Source organism: Kribbella sp. NPDC043289 (genome assembly GCF_056436705.1).
In genome coordinates, this window is the sequence record NZ_JBWKCB010000001.1 from 631,762 (window position 1) to 658,494 (window position 26,733).

General features: G+C 68.9%; 29 protein-coding genes. 16 read left to right on the top strand and 13 right to left on the bottom strand.

What is annotated here, in order from left to right; genetic code table 11:
• Position 1 precedes the first annotated feature (1 nt).
• Entirely contained in the window at positions 2-1,270 is a 1,269-nt protein-coding gene (locus tag AC0662_RS02980) for a glycoside hydrolase family 125 protein (RefSeq protein ID WP_452203798.1), read from the top strand.
• Here the strand turns inward: AC0662_RS02980 and AC0662_RS02985 are convergent.
• From AC0662_RS02985 to AC0662_RS03010, 6 genes are all read right to left on the bottom strand, one after another.
• Complete coding sequence (locus tag AC0662_RS02985) at positions 1,263-2,108, bottom strand: ABC transporter permease (protein ID WP_478298106.1); 846 nt, start codon at positions 2,106-2,108, stop codon at positions 1,263-1,265. The genes AC0662_RS02980 and AC0662_RS02985 overlap by 8 nt on opposite strands.
• On the bottom strand, positions 2,098-2,997 hold the full coding sequence (locus AC0662_RS02990; RefSeq protein WP_478298108.1) for an ABC transporter ATP-binding protein: 900 nt from the start codon (positions 2,995-2,997) through the stop codon (positions 2,098-2,100). The genes AC0662_RS02985 and AC0662_RS02990 overlap by 11 nt, the downstream gene beginning before the upstream one ends.
• 77 nt (positions 2,998-3,074) lie before the next feature.
• The gene (locus AC0662_RS02995; protein WP_478298110.1) at positions 3,075-3,500 is read right to left on the bottom strand and encodes a hypothetical protein; all 426 of its coding nucleotides are present in this window, start codon (positions 3,498-3,500) and stop codon (positions 3,075-3,077) included.
• Positions 3,501-3,533: 33 nt separating this feature from the next.
• On the bottom strand, positions 3,534-4,199 hold the full coding sequence (locus AC0662_RS03000; protein ID WP_452203802.1) for a response regulator: 666 nt from the start codon (positions 4,197-4,199) through the stop codon (positions 3,534-3,536).
• A 10-nt stretch (positions 4,200-4,209) separates the two neighbouring features.
• Positions 4,210-4,857: a response regulator gene (locus AC0662_RS03005; RefSeq protein WP_478298112.1), complete on the bottom strand. Its 648-nt coding sequence runs from the start codon at positions 4,855-4,857 to the stop codon at positions 4,210-4,212.
• Positions 4,854-5,996, bottom strand: coding sequence for a sensor histidine kinase (locus AC0662_RS03010; RefSeq protein ID WP_478298114.1), 1,143 nt, complete (start codon positions 5,994-5,996; stop codon positions 4,854-4,856). Before AC0662_RS03010 ends, AC0662_RS03005 begins: the two co-directional genes overlap by 4 nt.
• A gap of 156 nt (positions 5,997-6,152) precedes the next feature.
• Here AC0662_RS03010 and AC0662_RS03015 point away from each other — a divergent pair, with 156 nt between their 5' ends.
• Positions 6,153-6,614, top strand: coding sequence for a DUF6069 family protein (locus AC0662_RS03015; protein ID WP_478298117.1), 462 nt, complete (start codon positions 6,153-6,155; stop codon positions 6,612-6,614).
• Here the strand turns inward: AC0662_RS03015 and AC0662_RS03020 are convergent.
• Positions 6,543-7,298 carry a FadR/GntR family transcriptional regulator gene (locus AC0662_RS03020; RefSeq protein WP_452203806.1) on the bottom strand — a complete coding sequence of 252 codons (756 nt, stop codon included), beginning with the start codon at positions 7,296-7,298 and terminating at the stop codon, positions 6,543-6,545. The two genes, AC0662_RS03015 and AC0662_RS03020, sit on opposite strands and share 72 nt — an antisense overlap.
• A gap of 74 nt (positions 7,299-7,372) precedes the next feature.
• Between AC0662_RS03020 and AC0662_RS03025 the strand changes: the two genes are divergently transcribed.
• Positions 7,373-8,584, top strand: coding sequence for an alpha-hydroxy acid oxidase (locus AC0662_RS03025; RefSeq protein WP_478298119.1), 1,212 nt, complete (start codon positions 7,373-7,375; stop codon positions 8,582-8,584).
• 3 nt (positions 8,585-8,587) lie between these two features.
• On the opposite strand, the gene AC0662_RS03030 is transcribed toward AC0662_RS03025, so the two are convergent.
• The 3 genes from AC0662_RS03030 to AC0662_RS03040 form a co-directional block, all read right to left on the bottom strand.
• On the bottom strand, positions 8,588-9,727 hold the full coding sequence (locus AC0662_RS03030) for a sensor histidine kinase (RefSeq protein WP_478298121.1): 1,140 nt from the start codon (positions 9,725-9,727) through the stop codon (positions 8,588-8,590).
• Positions 9,728-9,806: 79 nt separating this feature from the next.
• Complete coding sequence (locus tag AC0662_RS03035) at positions 9,807-10,445, bottom strand: pyridoxamine 5'-phosphate oxidase family protein (RefSeq protein WP_452203810.1); 639 nt, start codon at positions 10,443-10,445, stop codon at positions 9,807-9,809.
• The gene (locus AC0662_RS03040) at positions 10,445-11,701 is read right to left on the bottom strand and encodes an MFS transporter (RefSeq protein WP_478298123.1); all 1,257 of its coding nucleotides are present in this window, start codon (positions 11,699-11,701) and stop codon (positions 10,445-10,447) included. Before AC0662_RS03040 ends, AC0662_RS03035 begins: the two co-directional genes overlap by 1 nt.
• 119 nt (positions 11,702-11,820) lie before the next feature.
• On the opposite strand from AC0662_RS03040, the gene AC0662_RS03045 reads away from it, so the two are divergent.
• Complete coding sequence (locus tag AC0662_RS03045; RefSeq protein ID WP_478298125.1) at positions 11,821-12,273, top strand: hypothetical protein; 453 nt, start codon at positions 11,821-11,823, stop codon at positions 12,271-12,273.
• A gap of 78 nt (positions 12,274-12,351) precedes the next feature.
• On the opposite strand, the gene AC0662_RS03050 is transcribed toward AC0662_RS03045, so the two are convergent.
• Entirely contained in the window at positions 12,352-12,996 is a 645-nt protein-coding gene (locus AC0662_RS03050) for an alpha-ketoglutarate-dependent dioxygenase AlkB (RefSeq protein ID WP_452203813.1), read from the bottom strand.
• Positions 12,997-13,314: 318 nt separating this feature from the next.
• On the opposite strand from AC0662_RS03050, the gene AC0662_RS03055 reads away from it, so the two are divergent.
• From AC0662_RS03055 to AC0662_RS03070, 4 genes are all read left to right on the top strand, one after another.
• A complete protein-coding gene (locus tag AC0662_RS03055; RefSeq protein ID WP_452203815.1) occupies positions 13,315-13,509 on the top strand; it encodes an alpha/beta hydrolase in 195 nt (64 codons plus the stop codon).
• Positions 13,485-13,952 carry a prolyl oligopeptidase family serine peptidase gene (locus AC0662_RS03060; protein WP_478300182.1) on the top strand — a complete coding sequence of 156 codons (468 nt, stop codon included), beginning with the start codon at positions 13,485-13,487 and terminating at the stop codon, positions 13,950-13,952. Before AC0662_RS03055 ends, AC0662_RS03060 begins: the two co-directional genes overlap by 25 nt.
• A 620-nt stretch (positions 13,953-14,572) precedes the next feature.
• Positions 14,573-16,744, top strand: coding sequence for a hypothetical protein (locus AC0662_RS03065; protein WP_478298127.1), 2,172 nt, complete (start codon positions 14,573-14,575; stop codon positions 16,742-16,744).
• Complete coding sequence (locus AC0662_RS03070) at positions 16,738-18,078, top strand: amidohydrolase (protein WP_478298129.1); 1,341 nt, start codon at positions 16,738-16,740, stop codon at positions 18,076-18,078. The genes AC0662_RS03065 and AC0662_RS03070 overlap by 7 nt, the downstream gene beginning before the upstream one ends.
• Before the next feature lies 1 nt (position 18,079).
• Here AC0662_RS03070 and AC0662_RS03075 read toward each other — a convergent pair whose 3' ends face one another.
• Entirely contained in the window at positions 18,080-18,811 is a 732-nt protein-coding gene (locus AC0662_RS03075; protein WP_452198618.1) for an SGNH/GDSL hydrolase family protein, read from the bottom strand.
• 161 nt (positions 18,812-18,972) lie between these two features.
• On the opposite strand from AC0662_RS03075, the gene AC0662_RS03080 reads away from it, so the two are divergent.
• The 7 genes from AC0662_RS03080 to AC0662_RS03110 all read left to right on the top strand — a co-directional run bounded on the left by AC0662_RS03080 (position 18,973) and on the right by AC0662_RS03110 (position 25,389).
• On the top strand, positions 18,973-19,770 hold the full coding sequence (locus tag AC0662_RS03080) for a dienelactone hydrolase family protein (protein WP_452198620.1): 798 nt from the start codon (positions 18,973-18,975) through the stop codon (positions 19,768-19,770).
• Positions 19,771-19,926: 156 nt separating this feature from the next.
• The gene (locus AC0662_RS03085) at positions 19,927-20,607 is read left to right on the top strand and encodes a hypothetical protein (RefSeq protein WP_452198622.1); all 681 of its coding nucleotides are present in this window, start codon (positions 19,927-19,929) and stop codon (positions 20,605-20,607) included.
• Positions 20,608-20,695: 88 nt separating this feature from the next.
• On the top strand, positions 20,696-21,958 hold the full coding sequence (locus AC0662_RS03090) for an ROK family transcriptional regulator (RefSeq protein ID WP_478298132.1): 1,263 nt from the start codon (positions 20,696-20,698) through the stop codon (positions 21,956-21,958).
• Between the two features lie 13 nt (positions 21,959-21,971).
• Complete coding sequence (locus AC0662_RS03095) at positions 21,972-23,135, top strand: Gfo/Idh/MocA family protein (RefSeq protein WP_452198626.1); 1,164 nt, start codon at positions 21,972-21,974, stop codon at positions 23,133-23,135.
• Complete coding sequence (xylA, locus tag AC0662_RS03100) at positions 23,132-24,292, top strand: xylose isomerase (RefSeq protein ID WP_478298134.1); 1,161 nt, start codon at positions 23,132-23,134, stop codon at positions 24,290-24,292. Before AC0662_RS03095 ends, xylA begins: the two co-directional genes overlap by 4 nt.
• A 57-nt stretch (positions 24,293-24,349) precedes the next feature.
• A complete protein-coding gene (locus AC0662_RS03105; protein WP_478298136.1) occupies positions 24,350-24,670 on the top strand; it encodes a hypothetical protein in 321 nt (106 codons plus the stop codon).
• Positions 24,643-25,389: a YqjF family protein gene (locus AC0662_RS03110; protein WP_478298138.1), complete on the top strand. Its 747-nt coding sequence runs from the start codon at positions 24,643-24,645 to the stop codon at positions 25,387-25,389. The genes AC0662_RS03105 and AC0662_RS03110 overlap by 28 nt, the downstream gene beginning before the upstream one ends.
• On the opposite strand, the gene AC0662_RS03115 is transcribed toward AC0662_RS03110, so the two are convergent.
• Positions 25,379-26,101, bottom strand: a complete 723-nt coding sequence (locus AC0662_RS03115; protein WP_478298140.1) for a hypothetical protein — start codon at positions 26,099-26,101, stop codon at positions 25,379-25,381. The genes AC0662_RS03110 and AC0662_RS03115 overlap by 11 nt on opposite strands.
• Before the next feature lie 66 nt (positions 26,102-26,167).
• Between AC0662_RS03115 and AC0662_RS03120 the strand changes: the two genes are divergently transcribed.
• Complete coding sequence (locus tag AC0662_RS03120) at positions 26,168-26,662, top strand: MarR family winged helix-turn-helix transcriptional regulator (protein WP_452198635.1); 495 nt, start codon at positions 26,168-26,170, stop codon at positions 26,660-26,662.
• The last annotated feature ends 71 nt before the right edge of the window (positions 26,663-26,733 follow it).

Genomic DNA, 26,733 nt, shown 5'->3' on the forward strand with positions numbered 1-26,733 from the left:
GATGATCGACCCCGAGGTCCTGACCCGCGCCACGGCGGCTGTTCAGCAGGCCACCGGCGACGCCGCGATCGCGGAGATGTTCCGGCGCTCGATGGCCGAGAACCTGCCCGCGGTCGCCGAGCGGCTGCCGGACGGGACGACGTTCGTGCTCACCGGCGACATCCCGGCGATGTGGCTGCGCGACTCGGCCGCGCAACTGCGCCCGTACCTGCTGTTGTGCAAGGACGATCCGGGACTGCAGGAGGTCCTGATCGGGGTCCTGCACCGCCAGCTCGAGTACGTCGTCCTGGACCCGTACGCGAACGCCTTCAACCAGGAGGCGAACGGCGCCGGTCACGTCACCGACGAGACCGAGATGTCGCCGTGGGTATGGGAACGCAAGTACGAGATCGACTCGCTGTGCTTCCCGCTGGAGCTGGCGTACCGGCTGTGGCGGATCACCGGCCGCGCCGACGTGATCGACGACCGGTACCGCGCCGCCGCCGAGGCGATCGTCGAACTGTGGACCGTGGAGCAGGATCACGAGGCGAACTCGCCGTACCGCTTCCAGCGGCTCGACGATCGGCCGTCGGACACGCTGGTCCGCGAAGGCCGTGGCCGGTTGACGAAGCCGACCGGGATGTCGTGGAGCGCGTTCCGGCCGAGTGACGACGCGACCGAGCTGGGCTTCAACGTGCCGGGCAACATGTTCGCGTCGGTCGTGCTCGGCTACCTGCAGGAGATCGCGACCGAGGTACTGCGGGACGCGCCGCTGGCCGATCGCGCGAAGACGCTGAAGGCCGAGATCGACGAAGGCATCGCGCAGCACGGGACGATCGACCACCCGACCCACGGCCACGTCTACGCGTACGAGGTCGACGGTCTGGGCGGGTCCCTGGTGATGGACGACGCGAACATGCCGAGCCTGCTCGGGATCCCGCTGACCGGGTACGCCGCCCCGGACGACCCGACGTACCTCGCGACGCGTCAGCTGCTGCTGAGCCCGGACAACCCGTACTACTACAGCGGCACCGCGGCCGCCGGAATCGGCAGCCCGCACACGCCACCGCGGTACATCTGGCACATCGCCCTCGCCGTACAGGGGATCTCGAGCACGTCGGCGCAGGAGCGCCAGCAACTGCTGGAACTCCTCCGCGACACCACCGGCGGCACCGGCCAGATGCACGAGGGCTTCGACGTCGACGACCCCACGCAGTACACCCGCGAATGGTTCTCCTGGGCCAACGCCATGTTCTGCGAACTAGCCCTGGTCCACGCCGGGATCAAGTGACGTCTCGGCGGCGCATTGTCCAGGTGGCGAGGATGCCAAACACCAGGCAGTAGCCGACTAGCGTCAGCAGGGCGCGGCCGCCGCTGACCGCGTCTCGTACGCCGGGTGGTGCGTCGGCGGATGCCATGCCCGTCACGCTGAAGACGAGTGAGCCGGCGTTGGTTCCGGGGAGCACGTTGGCGAGCCATTTCAGGCTTGGCAGCAGGCTGCTCACGACGCCGGCCAGCAGGGTTTCGATGCCGAGGATCCATACGACGCCGAGACCGATCGGCAGCGCGACGTTGCGGAAGGCAACGGCTAGGACGGCACCCGCGAGGCACCAGGTCATCAGCACCAGCCAGCCGCCGCCGAGGCCTTGCAGGAGGTCGCCGATGCTCGGCCAGTTCGTCGAGCCGTTCTCCGCGGCGGCGATGCCGACGCTGCAGAGCGCACAGGCGGCGAAGATCCCCAGGACCCAGAGGGCGATCATCGTGCCGAGCGCGAGGAACTGTGCCCCGAGGATCGTGCCGCGCCGCGGGCGCTGGGTGAGCACGGTCTTCAGCGTGCCCCACGAGTACTCACCGCCGAGCACGATCGCGCCCAGCACCAGCGCGAGCGCGCCGGCGAAGATCGGGTAGCCGCCGATCGTGTTGTCGATGACGCGCTCCGGCAGCATGCCGCGCAGGACCTCGGCGCGCGGTACGCCGGTCGTGCTCGGGGTGTCGTCGCCGGTCGCGTAGGCCACGTACGGCAGCAGGTAGCCGAAGGTCAGGCTCAGCACCAGCCCGGCGGCGAACAGCACCCAGACCGCGGCGCGCTTGCGGAGCTTGAGGATCTCCGCGCGGTAGCTACCCAACATCGGCCTTCTCCTCCGTCGTCGTGAGCTCGAAGAAGATGTCCTCAAGAGCTCGTTCGGTGCTGTGCAGCTCGGACACGGCGATCCCGGCCTCGACCAGGACCCGGTTGACCTCGGCGGCCCGGTCCGGTGCGACCTTCACCCGCAGCGTGTCGTCGTACCGGTGCACCGTGCCGAACCCGGCGAGCAGCTTCTGAGCCTTGTCCTTGGGCGTGGCCTGGATGACCAGCTCCTGCTCGCCGCGCAGTTCGTTGACGTTGCGCTCGGCAACCATGCGGCCGGCGTTGATGATGCCGACCCGGTCGCAGATCTGCTGGACCTCGCCGAGCAGGTGACTGGACAGCAGGACCGTCCGGCCGTCGGTCCCGAGTTCGCGGATCAGTCGGCGCATGTCGCGCATCCCGGCCGGGTCCAGTCCGTTGGTCGGTTCGTCGAGGATCACCAGCTCCGGATCCTTCAGCAACGCGGCCGCGACCCCGAGGCGCTGCTTCATCCCCAGGGAGTACGTCGAGAACCGGTCCCGCGCGCGATCGGTGAGATCGACGAGCTCCAGTACCTCGTCGATCCGTTGCCGCGACACCCCGGCGTACTCGGCGAGCAGTCGGAGATTGTCCAGCCCGGACAGGTACGGGTAGAACGCCGGCGACTCGATCATCGACCCGGTCCGCCCCAGTACGCCGGCCTCGCCCGGGCGACCGCCGAGCACGCGCACGTTCCCACTCGTCGGCGCGATCAGACCGGTGAGGATCCGGAGCGTGGTCGTCTTGCCCGCTCCATTGGGTCCGAGAAACCCGTACACCTCACCCGGCAGCACCGTCAGATCGACACCATCGACCGCGAGGGTGTCGCCGTATTTCTTCGTCAGCCCACTGACCTCGACTAGCGCATCCATACCCCAGAGCGTGCCGTCGGCGACCCGTTCGCCGCGTCGGCTCCGGGGAGTGACCGCAGCTACCCCCACCGGAGTACTCAGGTGCTGGGGCTGGTCTCCAGACGGTGCACGCTTCCCGCCGCGAGCGCGTCCGCGACATGCTGTACGCCGCTGCGGATCAGGTCACCGTAAGCACCTTCGGGAAGCTGCGGGAGCTGCGCGCGGGCCAGCCGCAGATGCTCTTCGGCCCGCACGCGGTCGGCGAGCCTGCGGTAATCGTCAGCGAGGTTGAGATGCAGGGACGGCAACCAGCCGTCGTCCTCGACGACCTCCAGCGCACGCAGGTCCCAGGCGAGCTCGTCCTCGGTCTCGTCCTGTACGTCGGCCAGGTAGTGCGCGATCGCACAACGGGTCTGACGGTCGTCGACCGCGTCCCACAACGCGGTCAGTCGGGAACGGGCGGCGGCGCGATCGCCGGAGCGGCCGAGCTCGACGGCGGCCATGATTTCTTCGAGGTGCGTCATACGAGCACCCTCGGGCTTCGAGTGGCTGGAAGGTCAACCCAGCCAGCCGGGGCGGACCAGCCCGGTCTGGTAGGCGACGACGACGAGTTGGGCACGGTCTCGGACGCCGAGTTTGATCATCGCCCGGCTGACATGCGTCTTCGCCGTGGCCGGGCTGAGCACCAGTCGCTCGGCGATCTCGTCGTTCGACAGCCCTTCGCCGACGAGCGCGACGATCTCCTTCTCGCGATCGGTGAGTACGTCGAGCTCCGTGCTCGCGTGCGGCTGCCGGCTGCGCGACGCGAACTCCGCGACCAGCCGCCGCGTGACGCCGGGGGAGAGCAGCGCATCGCCGCGCGCTACGACACGTACCGCCTGCAGCAGCTCGACCGGCTCGGTGTCCTTCACCAGGAACCCGCTCGCCCCGACCCGGAGGGCCTCGAACACGTACTCGTCCAGGTCGAACGTCGTCAGGATCACCACGTGTACGTCGGCCAGCTCGGGATCCGCGCCGATCTGCCGGGTGGCCTCCAGCCCGTCCGTGCCGGGCATCCGGATGTCCATCAGCACCACGTCGGGCTTCTCGGCCCGCGCGACCGTGACCGCCTCGGCGCCGTCCGGGACCTCGCCGATCACCGTGATGTCGTCCTCGGCGTTCAGCAACGACCGGAACCCGGCCCGCACCAACGCCTGATCATCCGCCAGCAGCACCCTGATCATGCGCTGGAGCTTATGCGAGCCCGGCGTCGTGGGCGAGGAGGGCGATCTGGGTCCGGTTCCCGAGCTCGAGTTTGGTGAGGATGTGCGAGATGTGCGCCTTGACTGTCGCGAGGCTCATGAACAACTCGCCCGCGATCTGCGCGTTCGCCTGACCCTGCGCGACGGCGAGCATCACGTCGTACTCGCGGGGCGACAGCCGCTGGAGCTTCTGCTGCGCGATGGTGTGCGCGTCGGCCTGGGTGGCGGCGCGGTCCATCAGGCGGCGGGTGATCGCGGGGGAGAGGATCGGGTCACCGGCCGCGACCCGGCGTACGGCGTCGACGATCTGCGCCGGCGGGGTGTCCTTGAGCAGGAACCCGCTGGCCCCGGCGCGCAGCGCGTGCAGGACGTTCTCGTCGGTGTCGAACGTGGTGAGTACGACGACCTCGGGCGGGTTCGTCCGGGCGCGTAGCCGGCGGGTCGCGACGATGCCGTCGACGCGCGGCATCCGCAGGTCCATCAGCACGATGTCGGGGAAGTGCGCGTCGACCGCTGCGGGGACCTCGTCGCCGTCGGCGGCCTGAGCGACGACCGAGATCCCGTTGGCGCCGTCCAGCATCATTTCGAGGCTGGCTCGGACCAACGCGTCGTCATCCACCACCAGGACCCGGATGTTCATGAGGGCCACGGTAGCGAGGCCTCGAGCCGGAACCCGCCACCGGGGACCTGTCCGTGGTCCAGCGTGCCGCCGGCCAGCTGCACCCGCTCGGTCAGCCCGACCAGGCCGGTCCCGCTGCCGGGCGCGAGCGACGTACCGTTGGAGGCCGCGTTCGTCAGCTCGATCCGCAACCCGTCACCCGGGCCGCCGTCGACCGTCAGGTTCACGGGGTGCCCGGCGGCATGTTTGCGCGCGTTCGTCAGCCCCTCCTGCACGACCCGGTACGCCGTCCTCCCGGTTGCCGGCGGCAACGAGGTCGCGTCCGCCACCTGGTCGTCGTACGCGATCGTCGCCCCGGCCTCGCGGGACTCGTCGACGAGCGCCCGCAGATCGTCGAACGTCGGCTGCGGGCGGCCCTCGTAGACGTCCTCGTCGCGCAGGACGTTGATCACCTCACGCAGCTCGTCGAGCGCCTGGTGTACGCCGGTACGGATCACGCCGGCGGCCTTCGCGAGCTTCTCGGGTGAGGAATCGGGGCGGTACTCGAGCGCACCGGCGTACGTCGCCAGCAGGGACAAGCGGTGCGCGAGTACGTCGTGCATCTCGCGCGCCATCTTCGTACGTTCCAGCGTGCGCGCTTCGGCGACCCGGCGGCCCTGCTCGGACTCGGCGCGGCGGGCCCGTTCGCGCAGCGACACGAGGAGCTGCTGGCGGGCCTGGGTGCCTTGCCCCCACCCGAGAAGCGCGGCGTGGACGACGACGTCGAGCACCGCGAACCAGAGGAACGGCAGGCCGTGGATCGGTTGCCACGCGCCCTGGATCAGGTGCGCGACCGTGCCGATCACGGCGACCAGGAGCGCGGTCCGGAACGGGCGGCGGAGGGCGACCGTGAGCGTGCCGACGGTGGACGGCGGTGTGGCGGCAGGGGAGAACATCGCGAGGACGGCGACCGCGATCGCCCCGTGCACCGGCCGCCGGAACACAAGCGGAAGCAGCGCGACCGACGCGACACCGACCACGATGTCGAGCCACAGGAACTTGCGGTGCTCGGGATCCGGCAACCGCCCGATGATCGTCCCGGCCACCATCGCTGCGATGGCTGCGATCGCGACGGCGTCGACCCAGCGAGGTGCCTTCTGCGGCACACACGTCTCCTCCATGCCGCCGAGACTAAGCCGCCGCACCCGTCCCCACCACCGACCAAAGTCGAAGCCGCACCGACTTCGGACCACCTAGTGCCAGCCGCCCGACCGATGCCTCACCCCTACGGGCTGCAGCAGGTTGGACCCACAACCCCGCTAGCCCAGGGAGCCACAATGCCCAGCCCAAACACCACCCCGGCCCGTCCGACCGCACACAACACCCCCGGAGCAGTTCCCGGAGCGCGGCGGGCTGCTGGACGCAGCCGATTAGCCGTCGTCGGCGTCACCGCCGCCGCGGCGGTCGCCGGCTGGGCGGTCCTCGCACCGCTGGCCGGCCTTACGCTCACCGCGCGTCAAGGCGGCGTACAGCACATCGGCGTCGTCGCCGTCCTGCTCTCGTCCGTCGCCGTCGGCTTCGCCGGCTGGGGCCTGCTCGCGATCCTCGAACGCCGTACGCCGCGAGCGCGCGACATCTGGACCGTCATCGCCACCATCGTCTGCCTCACGTCGCTCGGCAGCCCGCTCGACAACGGCATCGGCCTCGGCGCGAAACTCGGCCTGGCCTCACTCCACCTGATCGTCGGAACGACGGTGATCTTCGGCCTCCGCCGGACCAGCTCCACCGAACGGTGCTAACTGCGCGGCCTGGTAGAACCCCCGGATGTGCGCGGTCACCAAGTCCGCCGCGCGCTCCGGCTCCCCGCCGCGCACCGCGGCCAGAATCGCCCGATGCTCGGCCCGCAACCCGATCGCCGTCCCTTCCCAGTCCGGCAGGTTCGGCACCGCGGCGAGCACGTACCCGTGGATCGCCGACCGCAACGACGTCATCACCGCGGCGATCAGCACGTTCCCCGCGAGCCCCGACAGCGCGACATGGAACTCCGCGTCGAGCACATGGAACTGCTCCGGGGACAGCTCCGTGTCGTCCATCCGGTCGAGCAACTCCTCGGCGACCTTGAGCTCGCCCGTCCCGAGCACGCGTCCGGCGGCCTCCCGAGCCGCCCACGACTCGAGCAGCAGCCGGGTCTGCACCACGTCGCCCATCGGCAGGTGATTCGTTGCCAGGTGCAACCGCAGTACGGCGGTCAGCGGGGACACCGGCTCCGCGACGATCACTGCACCCGCCTCGGGCCCGGACCCGGTCGCGGTCCGGACGACGCCCATCGCCTCCAGCACCCGGACCGCCTCCCGCACCGACGGCCGGCTGATCCCGAGCTGCTCCGCCAGCGCCCGCTCGCCCGGCAGCCGGCCGCCGATCCGCAGCCGCCCGGCCGCCAGGTCCGCCTCGACCCGGTGCAGGACCAGCTCGTAGTTCTTCATGTGGACGACCCTACCTGTGTGGTCGGACCACAGGGTAGGGTGTGGTCCGACCACAGATTCAGCCGGGAGTTGTGATGACCGATCGACAGATGCCCAAATGGTCCGAGCTGAAGCCGCTGCTGCGGCCGAAGCCGATCACGGTGAACGCCACCGACCGGCGGCTCGACAAGGCGCTGACGATCGCGGACCTGCGGGCGATCGCGAAACGCCGTACGCCGCGCTCGGTCTTCGACTACACCGACGGCGCCGCCGAGGCCGAGATCAGCCTGCAGCGCGCCCGCCGGCTGTTCGCCGAGATGGAGCTGCAGCCGTCGATCCTCCGCGACGTCTCCGAGATCGACCTCGGGACGTCGATCCTCGGCGGCCGCTCGGAGCTGCCGTTCGCGTTCGCGCCGACCGGCTTCACCCGGATGATGAACCACGAGGGCGAGAGCGCGGTGGTCAAGGTCGCCGAGGAGGTCGGCATCCCGTACGCGCTGTCGACGATGGGCACCACGTCGATCGAGGACGTCGCCGCGGCCGCCCCGAACGCGCGCAAGTGGTTCCAGCTGTACGTGTGGAAGGACCGTGACGCCGGCGAGGACCTGGTGAAGCGTTCGGCGGCCGCCGGGTACGAGGCGTTGATGCTGACCGTCGACGTACCGGTGGCGGGCGCTCGACTTCGCGACGTACGGAACGGCTTCACGATCCCGCCGTCGCTGACCGCGAAGACCGTGCTGGACGCGTCGATGCACCCGGCCTGGTGGGCCAACCTGCTGACCACGCGCCCGCTGACGTTCGCTTCGCTGTCCACCTGGGACGGCACCGTTGCCGAGTTGCTCGACAAGCTCTTCGACCCGACGATGACGATCGACGACCTGAACTGGCTGCGCTCGATCTGGGACGGCCCGCTGATCGTCAAGGGCATCCAGACCGTCGAGGACGCGCGGCGCGTGGTCGACGCCGGCGCGGACGCGGTCGTGCTGTCCAACCACGGCGGCCGCCAGCTGGACCGGGCGCCGACGCCGCTGCGGATCCTCCCGGAGGTTCGCAAGGCGGTCGGCAGCGACGCGGAGGTCTACCTCGACACCGGCATCATGTCCGGGGCGGACATCGTCGCGGCGATCGCCCTCGGCGCCGACGCCTGCCTGGTCGGCCGCGCGTACCTGTATGGCCTGATGGCCGGCGGTCAGCGTGGTGTCGCACGCGCCGCGGACATCCTCACCAAGGAGGTCCGCCGAACGATGGCGCTACTCGGCGTCTCCAGCGTGGCGGAGCTCAACCCGTCGCACGTCCGCCTGCCCTGACACCTACAGCGGCAGGGTCGCCGTGATCCGTAGGCCGCCGCTCGGCGTGCACTTGGCGGTGAGCGTGCCACCGAGTGCGGTGGCACGCTCGCGCATGCCGGAGATGCCGTTGCCTTCGATCGGCGGAGCGGTCAGCGACTCGCCGTTGTCGTCGATCTGGAGCACCAGCGAGTGCTCGCCGTACTGGATCCGGACTGTTGCCGACGTCGCCTTCGCGTGCCGTACGACGTTCGTCAGGGACTCCTGGATGATGCGGAACGCGGCGCGGTCGAGGCCGGTTGGCAACGGGCGGGGTTCGCCGTGGACGATCTTGTGCACTTCCAGGCCGGCCCGGGCCGTGCGGCTGACCAGGTGGTCGAGGTGATCCAGTCCGGCGACCGGTTGGCGGGGCGCCGACTCGTCCGACTGTCGCAGTACCCCGACGATCGAGCGGAGCTCCACCAGCGCCTCTTTGCTGGCGTCCTTGATCGCGGACAGTGCCGGTGCGGCCCGTTCGGGTTGCCGATCGACCAGGTGCAGCGCGGTGGACGCCTGCACGTTGATCAACGAGATGTGGTGCGCCACGACGTCGTGCAGCTCCTGTGCGATCCGCAGCCGCTCCTCACCGGCTCGTCGGAGCTCCTCCTCCTTGCGTGTCTTCGCCGCGGCCATGACACGGTCGCGGTGCGCGCGGAACAGCTCTGCCACGAAACCGAGGACACAGAAGCACGTCCCGACCAGGAGAACCTGGTACACCCCGTCCTGGTTGATGCCGAGGACCATTCGCCCACCGACATGCAGGACGTACAGCGCGGTCAGCCCGGCCCAGCCCGCTAGTCGATGTCCTAGTCGGATCGTGGTGAAGACCGCGATCACGAACGTCAGGATGACCGGGCCCCACGGGTACTCGCGGAGCATGTAGACGAGCGTGGTCGCGACAGTTGCCCACAGCACCGGTACCGGATGGGTGCGCAGCCAGTAGAGCGAGATCGTGCCGATCAGCAGGATGACGACCATGAACGCGTCGGGCTGCCGACGGTCCGGCTGTCCCTGCGCCGATCCGAAGGTGCCGATCACCGTGACGAACGACAGCACCACCGGGAGCAGCACACGACGGGCCCGCGCCGCGATGGCGGGGACGTCGTACGGGTCAGTCGTGCTCACAGTACGCAACCGTAGAGGGCGGGTGCAGCCAGTGTCATCGTCGCCACGGAGTACTTCGGCCTGCGCCCGGCGTGGTAGTTCAGTATTTGACCTTGTAGATCTTCTCTTCGTAGGCCTGGCCGTAGTACTCCTCCAGCGCCGCGAGATCCTCGTCCGGGCGCTCCAGCGCCTGCGCGATCCGGGGGCGGGTCGGCACGGCGTCCGGCTCCCAGGTCTCGGGCTTCCACAGCTTCGAGCGCAGGAACGCCTTCGAGCAGTGGTGGAAGACCTGCTCGATCTCGACCAGCAGCGCCAGCTGCGGGCGGTTGCCCTTCACGACCATGTCGTCGAAGAACGGCGCCTCCTTGACGATCCGGGCCCGGCCGTTGATCCGGAGCGTGTCGCCGCGGCCGGGGACGAAGTAGATCAGGCCGACGTGCGGGTTGCTGAGAATGTTGGTGAAGCCGTCGACGCGGCGGTTGCCGGCCCGGTCCGGGATCGCGATCGTGGAGCGGTCCAGGACCTTGGTGAACCCGGCGGGGTCGCCCTTCGGCGAGACGTCGCAGGTCCCGTCGTCGGCGGAGGTGGCGATCAGGCAGAACGGTGAAGCGGCCAGCCAGTCGAGGTCGAGGTCGTGGAGCTCCTTGCGCTCCTTGCCGGCGGCGGCTGCGAGAGGCTGCGGCACGAGGTCGCGCAGCTCATCGTACGTGGTGATCTCGACCAGTCCGGGAATCTCCATCAGGCGGCGTTCTCCTCTAGCAACGACGGCGTGGCGTCCACGTTGACGGCCCTCGTCCGCACGGCCCATCGTACGGCGGGACCAGTTGCGCAACTGGTCCCCAGGAACAGCGCACCGACCACCAGCCAGCCGATCGGATCCCATCCGAGGATCACCGTCGTGAGCAGCGCCGGGCCGAGCATCCGGGCGATCGCGGGGCCGGTGCCGAAGAAGCCCTGGTACTGACCCTGCTTGTCGGCGGGGGCCAGTCCGAAGCTGATCTCCCAGGCGCCCGAGGCAAGTTTCATCTCGCCGAGGGTGAGGAACGCGGCGGCTACGACGAGCACTCCGGCGGTGATCGTGGCGCTCAGATTGATGGCGGTCGTTGCGAACACCCCACAGGCGGCGAGCATGGCGAGTCCGGCGTACCGGATCGAGCGGGAGGCGGTGCGGAGATCCTTGACGCTCTTGGCGACCCGTACCTGGAAGAGCGTGACGCCGATCGTGTTCACGATCATCAGCGAGGCGACGACCCAGCTCGGGGCATTCGTTCGGGTGACGATCCAGAGCGGCCCGACCAGGCTGATCAGTGGCATGAAGAGCAGCATGATCGCGTTGAGCAGCGCGAGTACGGCGTACGGGCGGTCGTGGAGGACAGCCAGCCGCGGTTCGCCTTGTGTGCGGACGCTGATCGCGATCGACGGCACCCTGCTGATCAGCACAGCCGCAACCAGGAAGCTCACCGCGTCAATCCCGAACACGATCAGGTACGCCGCCTCTGTGTCGAACCGCAGCGCGACGCCGCCGAGGAGCGCGCCGACGGCGAGACCGGCGTTCACCGTGGACTGCAGGAACGCGCGGATCCTCGTGCGCTCGGCCGGCTGGACGAGACCGGCGAGCAACGCCTGACGGGCGGCGGTCAGTCCGGTCTGGCTGCAGGCATAGACGATTGCCGCGATCAGGAAGCCCGCGAAGCTCCTGACCACCAGGAAGGCTGCCACGGCGGAAGCTGTGGTGAGCGCGAGGAGGACCGCCGTACCGCGGGCGCCGCGCCGGTCGGCGAAGTTGCCGAGCGGGACGCCCGCGAGGAACCCGATCAGCCAGGCGACGGTCAGCCCGAGACCGACCTCGGCCGTCGAGAGGCCGACGACCCGGGTGAAGAACAACGCCGAGGTGACGACGAACGCACCGTCGCCGACCGAGTTGGCCAACTGCGCCATCGCCAGGTCCCGCGGCGCTCCGGCCGGGGGAAGCATCTGTCCGAGTCTGCTGCTCATGTGTTGAGCCTAGGGAGTTAACGGCCCAGGGTGGAGATCCATTCTCGGTGTCAAAAGATGGGCCACTTTGGCCTGTGGACAACTCGGATCCGGGGGCCGAATCGCGGCATCTTCTAGGCATGAGCTTCCAGAACCTGACTCCCACCTGGGCCGACCAGCCCCTCACCACGCCCGGCGCCGCCGCCGATGTCGTCGACCTGATGGTCAGTCTCGGCGACCGCCAGCGCGGCACGTTCGCCGTACTTCTCTGCGATCCCGACGACTACTACCGAGCCACCGTGACCATCGATCTGCCGTCCGAGTTCGAGCATCTCGGCCACACCCTCGACACCGCCGGCCTGTGCTCGTCCGCGCTGTCTCCGATCGTCACGGCGGTCCGCACAGCTCCCGGCACCGGGATGATCCTCGCCCTAGGTCGGCCCGGCCCAGCTGGGCGCAGCGAGCTGGACGACCAATGGGCGCGAGCAGCCACCGCCATCTGCCAGGCCGCGGACATCCGCCTGCTGGGCTTCTACATAGCCACGAGTGAGGGAGTCCATCAGCCGACGATCGCGCACCGGCAGGCTGCATGACGGAGCTCAGCAGTCATCGCTGGCGTCTCGCCGCGGTGAGCGTCCGGTCGCTCGCTGACACCCGGCCGGCTAGTTGGGTCAGCGGACTCCGCGGGGGCGGAACTGGATGCTGATTCGGGGGCCGATGTGGCCGGACGACTTGGGGATGGCGTGTTCCCAGGTGCGCTGGCACGAGCCGCCCATGATGATCAGGTCACCGTGACCGAGCGGGTACCGGATCGCCGAAGCGACCGGACCACTCGACCCTCCCGGCCGCGGACGCAGCGCCAGTACACGCGGCTCACCCACAGAAAGGATCGCCACCATAGTGTCCTCGCGGTCACCGCGGCCGATGCGATCACCGTGCCAGGCAACGCTGTCCCGACCATCGCGATAGAAGCACAACCCCGCGGTCCGGAACGGCTCACCCAACTCGTCCGCGTACCGCGCGCTCAGGGCATCCCGCGCCTCGTCCAGGATCGGCAACGGCAGCTCGGAGTTCTCACCGTAGAAGCACAACAACCGCGGCACATCGACCACCCGGTCGTACATCTGCCGCCGCTCCGCCTGCCACGGCACATCCCGAGCCAATCGCTCGTACACCTGATCCGCCCCGGTCAACCACCCCGGCAACACATCCACCCAGGCCCCGCGCCCCAACTCGGTCCGCGTCAGCCCGTCCAAGGACCCCAACGCCGGATCCGCGAAAGCATCCAGCAACGAGCCCTGAAGATCAGCACCCATACCCCCACCATACCCGAAACTCGAACATCTGTTCCCATCGATCTCCCGGCAACTAGTGCTCGCTGAGCGTGGTCATCTGAGGGGCCGCTCTGGACCTAGCCCTCTCCGCGGTGCTTCCGTTCGTCGGACCTCGTCGGAAGGGCAACAAGCGATGGCTGACACACAAACACCGCCCGAACTCACGTACATCCTGAACATTCACTACGCCCAGCCTGATGGCGTCGACCTCCGCCTGGACGTCGTCGCACCGGCGCCGCTACCCACAAGCCCTCTTCCAACTGTCGTCCGCATCGATGGCTGCCCGGGCTGGGGCCCCAACTGCACGACGTCCAGTCCGCGCTGAGATGGCTACGCCGCAATCCACTCGGCCTGCCGATAGATCAGGACCACATCGGCATCTGGGGCCACTCAGCCGGCGGCCACCTAGCCGCAGTAGCCAGCCTCAACCCAAACCGCACCGCCCGACGAGCCCAAGCCGCCGCAACCCGATCCGGCACGAACGAGACGACGTAGCCCGAGACGACGTTCAGGCGGTCGTCACGATCAGCGGACCAAGTGACCTCACGCGCCCAGGCGGGGCTCTCCGCATCGACCGACCCTCGCCGGTGACCGCGCTCGTGGGCGGCGACATCAGCACCCATCGAGAACAATTACGAGCCGCCAGTCCACTGACTCACGTCACTCCGGCAGCCCCGCCGTTCCTAATCATCCACGGCACCTCCGACGAAACAGTCCCGTACGAGCAAGCCGAACCTCTACACAACGCACTGCTCGCCTCGCGTACGGACACCCAACTACTCCCCATCACTCACGGCCATCACAACCTCCAACGCGATCCGCATCATCAGCACAACGACCAGGTCTGGCAGTACGTCGCAAACGAAGCCGCAACCTTCTTCAACCGCCACCTCCGACCGCGCGACAGCGACCGTCCGCGCCCAGGCCAAAGCCCGTGAAGCGAGCGCTAGGTAAGCCTCAACCTGCAGAACAACCGCTGTGCAGACCCGCCACGTCCGTCAGTCACGCCACGTCTTCAGACCCATCGCGTCGGTCGGACACGCCACGCCCGTCAAACACGGCAGGTCCTCAGCCATGCCGTGTCGGTCCGACGTACCACGTCCTCAGCCACGCCGCGTCGGTCAGACCCGCCCGCGTCCTCGGACCCGCCACGTCGGTCAGACACGGCACGCCCGTCAGACACGGCACGCCCGTCAGACACGGCACGTCCGTCAGGCACGGCGCGCCCGTCGGACGGGGCGGCCATCGGCTGCATGACCGCCGCTTCGATCATCCGCAGCCGCGTTCGGTGACCCGCAGCCGCCTTCGGTCGTGCGTGGTCCCGCTTGCGCTTGAAGGCGACGGGGGAGGCGACGCCGGTCGGGTAGGCAGCTGCGTCGCTCGTGCGACGCCCCTCGTCTGTCGTCGCGCCGCCGACGAAGCGCGGCATCGTGTGCCGATCTGCGTGCCGGTTGCTCGGGCGTCGCCCGGGTCGCCGGCCCACGGAATCCCTTACAGGTAAGGGTTTTGCGGATCGGAGGATTTGGAGAAGCGGGTTTGACGAGATAGAATCGAACACATGTTCGACAATGATCTGAGTGAGCTCTCCACGGCCGACCTGCTCGAGTCGGCCGCCGAGCACCGCGCGATCGCCAACCAGGCCGACGCGCGACTGCTCGAGCACGCCCAGATCTACGCCGACCGCTTCCACCCCAGCATCCGCGACATCCGCCCCACCCGCCGCGCCAGCGACGGCCGCGAACGCTCCGTTGTGCTCGGCGGCGACGGCTGCCCACCCATCGCGGAATTCGCGATCGCCGAATTCGCCGTCATCCTCGGAACCTCCCCAATGACCGGCGCCAAGTTCCTCGGCGAAGCCCTTGCCCTGCGGCACCGCTTCCCCTTCACCTGGGCCCGCGTCCAATCCGGCCACGCCACCCCCTGGAAAGCCCGCCGCATCGCCGCCGCCTGCCTGAAACTGTCCGAAGACGCCGCCCACTACGTCGACCAGCGCGTCGCCCCACTCATCGACTCGATCACGCCCTACCGCCTCGACAAGATCGTCCACGCCGCGAAAATGCACGCCGACCCCGAAACCGCCCGCGCCGAAGCCGCTGAGGCAGCCCGCGCCCGCGGCGTATTCATCGGACGCAGCGACGACCACGGCAACAAAACCATCTACGTCAAAGCCCCCGCCGGCGCCGTCATCCGCCACGACGCCACCATCACCGCCATCGCCGACGCCCTCCAAACCATCGGCGACACCCGCCCCCTCCAACACCGCCGCGCCGACGCCATCGGCATCCTCGCCGACCCCCGCTACACCGAACAACTCCTCACCCAAGCCCGCACCAACCCCCACCAAACCCCCACACCCACCCCACCCAAAACAACCCCACCACCCGCCGCCAGCACCACGACCCCAACCACCACGTCTCCAGCCACCACGCCTGCAGAGGCGCCCACGTCTCCTGGAGCGAGCGCACCTGCTGGGGCGACGACGCCCGCTGGAACGAGCGCACCTGCTAGAGCGGCCGTGCCTGCCGAAGTGCCCACATCCACCGCAGCGTCCGCGCCTGTCGGGGCGACGACGTCTGACGGAGGGACGACGCCTGCTGGAGCGAGGGCATCTGCTGGAACGAGCGCAACCTGTGGAGCATCCACGCCGGCCGAAGCGCACACGCCTGCTGCTGGCGCGAGCGCGGCTGCTGGAGTATCTGCACCGGGCGGAGCGAGTGTTGCTCGGGCGGTGTGGGCGCGGGAGACAGACTTCGGCGCCGATGACGACGACCTGCTGGCCGAGTGGAACACCGGCTGCCCGGAACCGGGAGCCCACGACGACGCCGATCGCGACGCACCCCACCCCAGCTCCAGCGACCTACCCGATCCACTCGACGCCCCAGACAGGCAAGTCATCGAGCCGCTCGAACCCGATACAACCACCCACACCGACGACCCCGGCGACGACGCCTGGGCCATGGAACCTGCAGCCCGCCGCGCCCTCGACCTACGCCTCGCCCAGATCAAACAAGACGCCCACACCAAACCCCGAAGACTCCGCACGCCACCCACCACACCCGGAACATCCACCAGGCCCGGAGAATTCACTGCACCCGGAGACTCCAGCGCACCCGGAGACTCCACTGCACCCGGAGAATCCAGCGCGCCCGGGGCATCCACCGCACCCGGAGAATCCAGCCTGCCCTCACGCCCCGGGCACACCGAGATCTTCGTGCACCTCACCGACCACACCCTCGCCACCGGGACCGGCGTCGTGCGCGCCGAAACCATCGGGCCGCTGCTCGCCGAACAACTCACCGAACTCGTCGGCCACGCCCCCTACACCATCAAACCCGTCATCGACCTCAACGAGTCAATCAGCGCCGACGCCTACGAAATCCCCACCCGAATCCGCAACCACATCAAACTCCTCCACCCCGTCGAACTCTTCCCCTACGGCACCCGCGAAACCCGCACCACCATCGACCTCGACCACATCCAGCCCTACAACCCCCTCGGCCCACCCCACCAAACCAACACCACCAACCTCGCCCCACTCAGCCGCTACGCCCACCGCGTCAAAACCCACGCCCACGGCTGGAACCTCCGCCGCCTCGACCACCAAACCCTCGAATGGACCACACCCCACAACTTCACCTTCCACGTCGACCCCACCGGCACACACCGGGTGGACCCCGGGATCGACAAGACTGAGCTGGATCTACCTGGTTGTCGGGAGGATGCATGCTGATTCGCAACGTCGCCGTGCTGGTTGTCCCCGAGGTGGGGGAGTGCCGGGTCGAGGAGGCGCAGGACATCCACGTAGAGGGCGACCAGATCACGGCGATCACCCCGACCGCTCCCACCAGTCCGACCACCGGCGAGTCAGACGATGCCGAAGTGATCGACGCGACCGGACTGGTTGCAGTGCCAGGGTTGATCAACGCGCATACGCACAGCCCGATGGTGATGATGCGCGGGGCCGCGGAGGATCTGTCGATCGAGGACTGGTTCAACCAGCGGATCTGGCCCATGGAGGTGAACCTGACGCCGCAGCGGGTGCGGGTCGGTGCGCGGTTGGCGTGTGCGGAGATGTTGCTGGCCGGCGTGACCACGTTCGTCGACCACTACTTCCACGCCGACCAGATCGCCGCCGCGGCGGTCGAGTCCGGGATCCGGGCCGACATTGCCCCGACGTTCTTCTCCTCAGCCGGCCGGGACGCGATCGACGCAGCGGTCGAGACCACCCGCGAACTCAACCAACTCCATCCCCGCATCACAGCGAGCCTCGGTCCACACGCCACGTACACGGTGGGCGACGAAGACTTGCGCCGTACGGCGGAACGAGCGCGGGCCGAGGGGATGCGGATCCACCTGCACGCCGCCGAGACGGATGACCAGACGCAGGCGTCGCTCGACAAACATGGCGTGACCCCGGTGCAGGTGCTCGAGCGGACCGGAGTGCTCGACGCCGGCGTCCTGATCGCACACGGGTGTGGGATCCGCGAGCCAGACCTCGCGATCCTCGAGCGGTACGCCGATCGTGTCGCGATCGCCTCGTGTCCGAAGGTCTACCTCAAGCTCGCGATGGGGGAGGTGACGCCGATCAAGGGTCTCCGGTCGGCCGGCGTTCCCGTCGGCATCGGGACCGACGGAGCCGCAGTTCACAACACCCTCGACGTCTGGGAAGCGATCCGCTTGGTCGCCCTTACCCAGAAGCAACGTGAGAACGACGCCGAGTGGATGACCCTGTCCGAAACCCTGCAGCTCGCCACGCGCGGCAGCGCCAACGCGGCGGGCCTTGGCAACGACATCGGCGTCCTCGAGCCGGGCCGGCAGGCCGACATCGCCCTCGTCGACCTCTCCGCTCCGCACAACCAGCCGATCCACGACCCGCGCGCCGCCCTGGTGTACTCCGTTTGCGCCTCGGATGTCGTCACGGTCCTGGTCGCGGGACAAGTCGTCGTACGCGACAGGCAACTACTGACGATGGATGGCGACGAAGTGCTCGCCGACGCGCGCGAACTGGCCCACACGCTCGTCGATCTCTCGGCCGGGGGAGCGGTTCAGCACTACGAGCCCTGAGTCAGGAAGCCAGCAGGGCCTGCAGGATCAGGTCGTTGCGCGCGTTCTGCCCAGCCGGGACCGACGTGTGCACGCCTTCCCGCAGGTACGTCGTGAGGTGGGTCGGCGACGCCGCCAGCGACTCCGACCAGTGCACGACCTTCAGGTTCGAGTACTTCTTCGCGGCATCCGACAGCTGCGAGTTGATCCACGCACTGTTCCGCTGGTCTGCAAGCTGCACGGCTGCAGACTTGGCGGTTCGCGCGCACTGCACGTTGACCCAGACAACAGTTCGCTTCGAGCCGACGATCCGCATCGCCCGGTCCACCTGCGGGCCGAACGCGGGCGGGTTGAAGATGTCGTTCGTGCCGGTCGCCATCAGGATCCGGCGCGGTAGCCCGTACCGCGCGGCCCAGTTCTGCAGCGCGTCGACCGCGGGAGCCGTTGGCCGGCCCGACCAGTTGTGGACCGCGATGGTCTTTCCGCTGCGCGCGATCAGCTGCGATGCGAGCGCCTTGGCGTCCTGCACCGCGATGCTGTCGCCGAACATGTAGACGCCGTCGTTGTCGCGAACGTACGTGATCGTTGCCTCGGGCGCGATCGCGTGACTGAGGACTGTCCAGTCCCCGAGCGCGCCGGACCCGTACGGGTCGGCAGCCGCGGCGGTCCGCGCCAATGAAGCCTCGCCCGTCGCGACGACGGCGACGGTCGCCGCGGCCCCCGCCATCAGGACATGCCGCCGGTTCGGTCGCATGATGATCCCCCAGGAATGATCGGAGTTCGCGTGGACCATACATCGTCACGCTCCGCAATCGTCAACCCGCCGTGACGCAATAGAGATCTGACAGACGGTTATCCGAGATCATTCCGACAACTGACCGTGAGGTTTCCTGTGGGTAGGGCAAGCTGCTCCTCATGACTGTGGATCTGTCCTCCTGGCGGAGAGCGCCGTTCACCGGTGGCGGCCTGACCTACGACTGCTTCGAGAAGGGCGCCGGACCGGGCGTCGTGCTGATCCCCGAGATCCCCGGCCTCACCCCGGACGTGGCCGCCTTCGGCGAGCACCTGGTCGGCGAAGGCTTCACGGTCGTCATCCCGTCCCCGTTCGGTACGCCGGGACGCGCGGAAACCAACGGCTACGTGCTCGGCACCCTCGCCCGGCTGTGCGTGTCGAAAGAGTTCCGCTGCTTCGCCGTCAACGCCGAGCGCCCGATCACGAAGTACCTGCGGGCCGTGGCTGTCGACCTGGCGGCGCGTACGCCGGGGCGCGGGGTCGGCGTGATCGGGATGTGCTTCACCGGTGGGTTCGCACTCGCGACGGCGGTCGAGGACGTGGTGAAGGCGCCGGTGCTGAGCCAGCCTTCGACGCCGTTCCCCGTGAGCCGGAAGCGGCGGCGCGATCCCGGTCTGTCGGAGCGGGAGCTCGAGGTGATCAAGGAGCGCACCCGGGCCGATGGACTCTGTGTTCTCGGAATGCGGTTCAGCCAGGACCGGATGGCGCCGGGGGAGCGGTTCAGCACTCTCCGTACACAACTCGGCGACGCGTTCGAGGTGATCGAGCTCGATTCCGAGCCCGGAAACCCGGACGGGTACACCCGCGGGGCGCATGCGGTACTGACCCGGGACCTGCGTGAGGACCCGCCGAACTCGGCCTTCCATGCCCGTTCCAGGGCGGTCGAATTCCTCCGGACGCACCTGACAGCAACGGACTGACGACTCTCGGAATCCCTTTTGTTTTTCCTCTGGTCGGGAGCCCGCCCACATGGCACGATCTTCCACCGGGGGCACTACAGGGGACGCGTAATGGCGGGTGCCCAGGCACCGGACGAGTGAGGCTGTATGAACGGGCGGACCGCGCAGGACAAACGAATGCCGGGGAACGGAGCCGACCGCCCGAACGGGAACAACGGTCACACTCCGCAACCATCCGCTGACCTCGAAGCACCATCCGAGTGGCAGTCCGGGCAGCAGATCGCCGAGTTACGGGCCGATCAGCAGCGCGACGTGCCGCAGTCGGAGTGGTTGTCGGAAGTGCGCGACCGGCCGCGGGTCCAGCACGGTCCGGCGCTGCGCCAGTTCAACACCCCGGTCCGGGTCGACGAGATCGCGGTGGCGGCGATGACGCTCGCCGAGGATCTGCAGGCGGCGACTCAGAACATGCCCGAGTCCGTCGAGCTGCGGCGGTTCCGTCGCGACCTCGACCAGGCCGCGACGACCTTCCGCGACCTGGCGAGCAAGCTGGAGGTCACCGCCGGCAAGCTCGTCCGGCTGGCCGCGAACGAGGAGCAGGCCTGCGGCGTCGGCTGGGGTGTCTGCCCCGAGCACGGCCTGACGCTGATGAACGTCGGCGACACCGTCACCTGCCACGTGCTGGGCTGCGGCCTGGAGAACGAGGGTGAAGTCGAGCGCTGTGAGCACCCGGTCGCGTACCGGGTCGTCGACGCGGCCGGCCCGTCCCTGCTGACCTGCTCCGGCCACGCCATCGCCTGTCGCCTGTACTTCGACAACCCGGTGATCACCGCGACCTCCGACAGCATGGAGCTCTTTTAAGCCCGCTCCACTGGACGGGGCCTTGACGTCTCGCGTGCCCGAACTTAGTTTGTTGGATCAACAGACTAAGTCGTGAGAAGGGTGCCGGATGACGTTGACCGACGGTCGTCGCCCGGGTGGCCGGGGCGTTGCGGCCGATCACGTCTCGCTCCGGCGGAACAACCTGTCCGTCGTCCTGAGGCACGTCCGCGACCTCGGCCCGCGGTCCCGTGCTCGCATCGCCGACGACACCGGGCTCAACAAAGCGACCGTCAGCAGCCTCGTCGCCGAGCTCGTCGAACGCGGCCTGCTGCGCGAAGGCAGCGCCGACTCCAGCCGCGCGCTCGGACGCCCCGGACAGCTCGTCGAACTCGACGGCACTCGCGTCTGCGGCATCGGCGCCGAGATCAACGTCGAGTACCTCGCCGTCGTCGCGCTCGACCTGACGGGCGAGGTCGTCCTCGAGAAGCGCGTCCCCGTCGACGTCGCCCACCTCGATCCCGGTACGACGCTCGATCGCCTCACGGGCCTGGTCGAGGAAGCCGTGGCGGCGGTCGAGGCTCGCGGTGGACAGTTGGCCGGCGTCACGCTCGCCCTCCCGGGGCTGGTTCAGGTCGAGACCGGTGAACTGAAGCTCGCGCCGAACCTGGGGTGGGGCGAGCTGGCCGTCGCTCAGGAGATGCGGAGCCGGCTGGGCGCTCCGACGTACCCACTGCACGTGGACAACGAGGCGAACCTGGCCACGCTGGCGGCGTACGCCGAACTTCGGCGGACCGGACACGAGCCGCTGCACGATCTCGTGTTGCTGACCGGTGCGGTCGGTGTCGGTGGTGGCGTGGTGTCCGGTGGGCATCTGCTGCGTGGCGGGCACGGGTACAGCGGCGAGGTCGGGCACATGCCGGTCGCGCCGCCCGGGCAGACCTGCGGCTGCGGACGGACCGGCTGCTGGGAGACCGTCGTCGGCCTGACCGCCCTGTTGCGTAAGGCAACGGATGGCGACGACCCGGCACGGGATCCGGCGCTCGACGTGGAACGCCGGCTGGCCGAGATTGTCCGGCGGGCCGAGGCTGGCGACGCGCGAACGCTGGCCGCGCTGCAGGACGTCGGCAACTGGCTGGGCATCGGGGGAGCGACCCTGGTGAACATCCTGAACCCGGACGTCCTCGTGCTTGGCGGGTACTTCGCTGTGCTCGGGCCGTGGCTGCAAGCGCCGCTGGAACAGGCGATGCGCGAGCGCGTACTCGCGCCGGACGGCGGCGGCTGCCGAGTGGTCCGCTCGGAGCTCGGCTTCGCCGCAGCGGTTCGCGGCGGCGCGCAGATCGCGCTCGACCAGGTTTTCGCTGACCCGACGTATCTACCAGAGCTGAGATGAGCAGAGGAGAGTCATGACGAACCTGGGCATCGGCCTGATCGGCTACGCGTTCATGGGCGCGGCCCATTCGCAGGCCTGGCGGAGCGCGCCGCGCTTCTTCGACCTGCCGCTCGAGCCGCAGCTGAACGTCCTGTGCGGCCGCAACGCCGAGGCCGTCGAGGCGGCGCGGGTCAAGCTCGGCTGGAAGGAGGCCGAGACCGACTGGCGCAAGCTGCTCACGCGCGACGACGTCCAGCTGGTCGACGTCTGCACGCCGGGTGACAGCCACGCCGAGATCGCGATCGCGGCGCTGGAGGCCGGCAAGCACGTGCTGTGCGAGAAGCCGTTGGCCAACACCGTCGAGGAGGCCGAGGCGATGACGGCCGCGGCGGAAGCGGCCAGCGCCAAGGGGATCCGGTCGATGGTTGGTTTCACCTACCGTCGTGTTCCCGCGATCGCGCTGGCGCGGCAGCTCGTTGCCGACGGCAAGCTCGGGACGATCCGGCACGTGCGGGCGCAGTACCTGCAGGACTGGATCGCCGACCCGGAGGCACCGTTGTCCTGGCGGCTGGACAAGACCAAGGCGGGGTCGGGCGCGCTCGGTGACATCGGCGCGCACATCGTCGACATGACGCAGTACATCACCGGCGACACCATCGGTGAGGTCAGCGCCCGGCTGGAGACGTTCGTGAAGGAGCGGCCGGTTGCGGCCGAGCACTCGGGTCTCGCCGGGACGGCGGGGACCGAGCGCGGGCCGGTGACGGTGGACGATGCCGCGGTGTTCCTGGCGACTTTCCGCAGCGGTGCGCTGGGCGTCTTCGAGGCCACGAGGTTCGCGACCGGGCGGAAGAACGGCATCCGGATCGAGATCAACGGCAGCCTCGGCAGCCTGGCGTTCGATTTCGAGGACATGAACCTCCTGCACTTCTACGACGCCACCGAGGACTCGAGGACGGCAGGTTTCCGCCGCATCCTCGCCACCGAACCCGTGCACCCGTACGTCGCCGCGTGGTGGCCGCCGGGGCACCTGCTCGGCTACGAGCACGGGTTCACCCACCAGGCCGTCGACCTGGTCACCGCGATCGCCGAAGGTACCGAGCCGCGACCGTCGTTCGCCGACGGCTTGCAGGTTCAGCGCGTGCTGGCCGCGGTCGAGGCCAGCTCGGCATCCCGACAATGGCAGGAGATTGCTGAATGAACGACTACACCCCGACGAAGGACGACAAGTTCTCCTTCGGTCTCTGGACGGTCGGCTGGCAGGGCGTCGACGTGTTCGGTACGGCGGTCCGCCCGGCGATGGACCCGGTGCACGCGGTCGAGAAGCTCGCCGAACTCGGCGCCGCCGCGGTCACCTTCCACGACGACGACGTGGTCCCCGACGACAGCACCCGCGGGCAGGTCCTCGAGCGGTTCACGAAGGCACTGGCCGAGACCGGCATGGGCGTCGAGATGATGACGACCAACCTGTTCGCGCACCCGGTCTTCAAGGACGGCGGCCTGACCGCGAACGACCGTCAGGTACGCCGGTACGCGCTGGCGAAGGTTTTGCGGAACGTCGATCTCGCGGCCGAGCTGGGCGCGACGACGTACGTGCTGTGGGGCGGGCGTGAGGGCGCGGAGTCCGGCGGGTCGAAGGACGTGCGGGCGGCGCTGGACCGGTACAAGGAGTCGATGGACATCCTCTGCGCCTACGTGCGCGAGCAGGGGTACGACATCCGGTTCGCGATCGAGCCGAAGCCGAACGAGCCGCGGGGCGACATCCTGCTGCCGTCGATCGGGCATGCGATTGCCTTCATCAACGATCTCGCGGACCCGGAACTGGTCGGCATCAACCCCGAGGTCGGGCACGAGCAGATGGCGAGCCTGAACTACGCGCACGGGATCGCGCAGGCGTTGTGGCACGGGAAGCTCTACCACATCGACCTCAACGGGCAGCACGGTCCGCGGTTCGACCAGGACCTGCGGTTCGGGGCCGGGAACCTGCGCGAGGCGTTCTGGACTGTCGACGTACTGCAGGGCTCCGGGAACTACCCGGCGTACGACGGGCACGTCCACTTCGACTACAAGCCGCCGCGGACCGAGGACGAGGACGGTGTCTGGGAGACCGCCCGCGCCTGCATGCGGAACTACCTGATCCTGCGGGACAAGGTGCAGGCGTTCCGGGCCGACCCCGAGGTCGCCGAAGCGCTGGCCGTCGCGCGGGTCGCGGAACTGGCCGAGCCGACGCTGGCCGCGGGGGAGTCGCTCGACGACGTGCGCAACGCGACGTACGACCCGGATGCGCTGGCCGCGCGCGGTCTCGGCTTCGAGAAGCTGGACCAGCTCGCGATGGAGCACTTGCTGGGCGTTCGGTAGCGAGCACACGCCCCAGGGTTCTGCCGGTTCGGGGGCCCTGGGGCTACGCTCGGGAACATGACTGCTGAGCGGTACGTCGCGCGCATCGCGGAGGTCCCGGGGCACGGGATCAGGCTGGAGACGGTGGAGGGCGCCACGGTTCCGGAGGCGCCCACCGAGGTGAATCTGCTCGGAATGGCGATCGCGCTGGCGCTCGGCGCGGCGGGGTACCGGCATCACGCCGAGCAGCGGGATGCCGAGCTGCAGACGCTCGACGCGTTGCTGTCCGGCGATGCCGTGATGCCTTGGAAGCCGGCGGCGGACGCAGGTACGGCGTACATCGTGTGTGACCTCGACGGCGGGAAGCCGACGTGTGCGGTTCGGCCGACCGCCGACTGATCTTGGACGCGATCTGGCCGGAGGCGCCGGCGCTGCGGCGACCGCGGATCCTGCGGCAGCAGTGGCTGGACCTGACGTTCCTGCACTGGGCCGTCGATCCGTCGGAGGTCGCGCGGTTCTTCCCTCCTGGCACCCGACCGGACATCCTCGAGGGACGCACGTACGTCGGCGTCGTCCCGTTCCGGATGGTCGGCACGGGATTGCCTCATGGCCCAGCCGCGCCGTACTTCGGCTCGTTCTTGGAGACGAACATCCGGCTGTACTCCGTCGACGAGACCGGCCGGCGTGGTGTCGTCTTCCTCAGCCTCGACGCGAACCGGTTGGCCGTGGTGGCGGCGGCGCGGAGTGTCTTCGGTCTGCCGTACCGGTGGGCGCGGATGTGCCACGAACGCCACGGCAATCACCACATGTACACCTCCAACCTCCGTGGAGCAGGCGTTGAGGCTCTCGTTGGCGTGGAGATGGGGGAGCCGTTGCCGACTGGGCCGCTCGAGGAATTCCTGACCGCGCGCTGGGGGCTGCATGTCCAGCGCGGCGGCCGGACGTGGTACCTCCCGAATCGCCACCCGCCGTGGATCCTGCACCGCGCGAACCTCACCTCGCTGGACGTTGACGGGTTGCTGCGGTCGGTTGGCCTCGTTCCACCTGACCGGCCGCCGGATCACGTCGCGTTCAGCGCTGGCGTGCCCGCGGAGTTCGGCGTACCGCTCAGGCCATGAGTTCGGCCGTCTCCTGGATGATGAAGGCGATGTCCAACTGACGCGCCCAGCGGTTGACCTCGGTCGCGAGAGCGCGGGAGCCGGCGACGTCGCCCTCATCGCGGAGCAGGGTCGCGAGCATGGTCTGTTGTGCGAGCGCGGGGCGGAGGTGTCCGGCTTCCTGCAGGATTTCGGTCGACCGCTCCCATTGGGTCCGCGCGAGCGCGAGGTCACCGGCCGCGCGGGCGTGGTAGCCGAGATGGCGGAGCGCTTGGGCGGTCAGCAACTTGTCACCCAGCCATAGCGCGGCCGTGTAGAGCTTGACGGCCTCCGTGGGATCTTCGTACACGTTGTCGGCGATCGTGCCGGCCCAGAAGCTCGCCGCGCCGCGTCGGGCGTCGTCGGGAGCCTCGTCGATGAGGGCCTGCGCGCGGTCGCGCAGGTCTCGGTCACCTGACTGGAAGAGAGCGGTTGCGTAGTCCTTCCGCAATCTCAGAAGTGCAAGGTCCCACGACTCGTCGAGGACTGCAGCTAGCGCGGCGGACGCGTGGTTGGTCTGCCGGCCGAAGTCGTGGTCGACGGTGACCTCCGCGAGTGCGAGCGCGAGGGTTGCGCGCTCGGCGGAGTCGTCGGTCCTGGCGGCGGTGAGGAGGTCGGTCGCGGCGGCCCACTGGCCGGCGCGCATCAGGTGGAGGGCCGCGGTGGCGACCTCGGTGGCTGCGAGTTGAGTCATGACCGCACGGTATTTCGACGTCGAAATATTTGACAACTAACCTTCAGTCGCTGAAAAGTTTGTCGGGTGAAGGATTTCGTGGACGAACACGTCGACCTCTGGGCCGGGCAGCTGGCCGACCTGGATCGGGACGTCGAGGGCATCACGGTCCGCCTCCAGGTGCTGACCCGGTATCTCGAGCGCCGGCGCGAGGCGGTGCTCGCGGCGTACGGGCTGCAGTTGTGGGAGTTCAAGACGCTGCACATGCTCCGCCGCGGCGGTACGCCGTACCGCGCGACACCCGGCCAGCTGGCGCAGCGACTGACCATGTCCGCGGCCGCGATGACCAACCGGCTCGATGCGCTCGAGCGGCGTGGGTACGTCGAACGCACGCACGACCGCGACGACCGCCGCAAGGTGGTCGCGACCCTGACGCCCGCCGGGAACGAGCTGTGGGAGCGCGGCATCGGCGACATCCAGCGGGTCGAGGAGGAGCTCATCCACCACCTGCCCACCGCCGAGCGGACGCTCCTCGACAACCTGCTCCGGCGGCTCGTCACGGCCTCTGAACAGGATTCCTAGGCGGGACGTGTCAAGAACGACCGTCCAGCTCCGACGTCCAGGTGAAAGCACGCTGAACCTGGAGGACAGAC